3 protein-coding genes and 1 pseudogene are annotated in these 1,657 nt (G+C 68.1%); 3 read left to right on the top strand and 1 reads right to left on the bottom strand.

The features are described from left to right. On the bottom strand, positions 1 to 431 hold a 431-nt coding region (locus tag LzC2_RS21370), incomplete at its 3' end, for a helix-turn-helix domain-containing protein (RefSeq protein ID WP_171190047.1). Between the two features lie 154 nt (positions 432 to 585). On the opposite strand from LzC2_RS21370, the gene LzC2_RS21375 reads away from it, so the two are divergent. The 3 genes and pseudogenes from LzC2_RS21375 to LzC2_RS21385 form a co-directional block, all read left to right on the top strand. After that, positions 586 to 759 carry a hypothetical protein gene (locus LzC2_RS21375; RefSeq protein WP_171190048.1) on the top strand — a complete coding sequence of 58 codons (174 nt, stop codon included), beginning with the start codon at positions 586 to 588 and terminating at the stop codon, positions 757 to 759. A gap of 196 nt (positions 760 to 955) precedes the next feature. Then, positions 956 to 1,150, top strand: coding sequence for a transposase (locus LzC2_RS21380; protein WP_171190049.1), 195 nt, complete (start codon positions 956 to 958; stop codon positions 1,148 to 1,150). Between the two features lie 120 nt (positions 1,151 to 1,270). After that, positions 1,271 to 1,657: pseudogene (locus LzC2_RS21385) on the top strand (IS701 family transposase); the annotation flags it as partial.

Genomic DNA, 1,657 nt, shown 5'->3' on the forward strand with positions numbered 1-1,657 from the left:
TCGGAGCGGTGCGGCTGCAACCCGAAGGCTCGCCAGATCCGGGAGACGGCGCTCTGGCTGAGGCCCAGCCGCTTCGCCAGGCTCCGCGTGCTCCAGTGCGTCGCGTTCGGGGGCGTCTCCTCCAACGTGGTCCGCACGACCTCCTCCACGCGGTCGTCGCCGATCTTCCGCGGAGCTCCGCTGCGGGGCTCGTCGGAGAGGCCGTCTAAACCGTGTTCGAGAAATCGCTCCCGCCACCGCGTCGCGGTCGGCCGGGAGACGCCGAGGCGGCGGGCCGCGGCGACGATCGAGGGTTCGTCGGCGCAGGCCAAGACGATCGCCGCCCGCAGAGCTAGGCCCCGGGGCGTCTTGCGGCGGCGGGCCAGCCGGGTCAATTCTTCCCGCTGGGCATCGGTCAGGACCAGTTCGACCCTCGGCTTGGATCCCGACATCAGCGGCTCCGAATCGCGGAAAACCGCAGCCTACCCGCCCCCGCACGAAGCGCAACAGAACTTCCAACTCAGGACACTAGTACTACAGTTGTACGTTTGCGGTTGTGCGGCGACAGTTTGAGTGGCGAGGGAGCCGTTCGCAAGGAGTCCGAGGATGGCCGCCGTTCGGGTGCGTGAGGTTCGCCGCTGGGCCCGGGAGATTGACGCCGCGGCGAGGCGGATTGGGCCGCGGTTTCGCCGGCCGGAGTTGCGGGGCCGGGCCGGTCAATACCTGCGAGGTCTAATCAGCCGGGTCGAGCGGAAGAACGGCTGGCAACTCGCCGAATGAGGTCGGCGAGGCGAAGCCTCCCAACCTGCAGCACTTCATCGCTCGGACCCGCTGGGGCGCGGACGAGGTTCGCGACGACCTGCGCGATTACGTCGTCGAGCGACTCGGCGATCCGAAGGTCGCGGACGAGTCGGTGTTGATCTTAAACGAGACCGGGTTCCTGAAGTAGGGGACAGAGTCGGCCGGCGTGAGGCGGATGTACTCCGGCACGGCCGCCCGGATCGAAAGTTGTCAGAGCGGGGTGTTCCTGGCGCTGCGGATGCCACGCGGCCACGCCCTGATCGACCTGGCTCTATATCTTCCGAGGGGATGGGCCGACGACGCCAACCGCCGAGCCGAAGCCAAGGCGCCACTGGAGGTTGAGTCCGCGACCAAGCCCGCTTTGGCGTAGGACATGATCGGGCGGGCGCTGGGCGCCGGCGTGCCCTGCGGGTGGGGCGCCGCCGACGCCGTTTAAGGCGGCGATTACCGGTTCCGCAAGCTGCTGGAAGACCCTGGCGTCGGATACGTCATGGCGGTATCGAAAGCGCAGCGGGTCTGGGCGCGTGGCTTCCGGCAGCTGCAAGCCGAGGACTACGCCCGGGAGTTCGCCGACGATCCGGGCGGCTGGGAGGAGCTCTCCTGCTGCCTTGGAACCGAGGGGGAGCGGCGGAGTCGCTGGGCGGCGGATCGGTTGGGGGGCCCTTTGGAACAGGACGACGGACGCGTCTTCCAGAAGGCGTTGTTGGTTCGCAAGAGCCTGCGAGAGTCGGAGACGGACACCCGCGATCGGGCCTATTATCTGACCTGTTCGCCGGAGAGGACGACGCTCCAGAAGCTGGCGGGGATCGCCGGAGGCCGCTGGGCGATCGAGGAGCGCTTCGACCAAGCCAAACAGGAGACGGGGTTGGATGAATAC

Origin of the sequence: Alienimonas chondri (assembly GCF_013036045.1) — a bacterium.
Classification (GTDB): domain Bacteria; phylum Planctomycetota; class Planctomycetia; order Planctomycetales; family Planctomycetaceae; genus Alienimonas; species Alienimonas chondri.

What these genes read in the sequence shown, in the direction of transcription:
- LzC2_RS21375 (WP_171190048.1), top strand. Translation starts at nt 586, where the DNA reads ATGGCCGCCGTTCGGGTGCGTGAGGTTCGCCGCTGGGCCCGGGAGATT.
- LzC2_RS21380 (WP_171190049.1), top strand. Translation starts at nt 956, where the DNA reads ATGTACTCCGGCACGGCCGCCCGGATCGAAAGTTGTCAGAGCGGGGTG.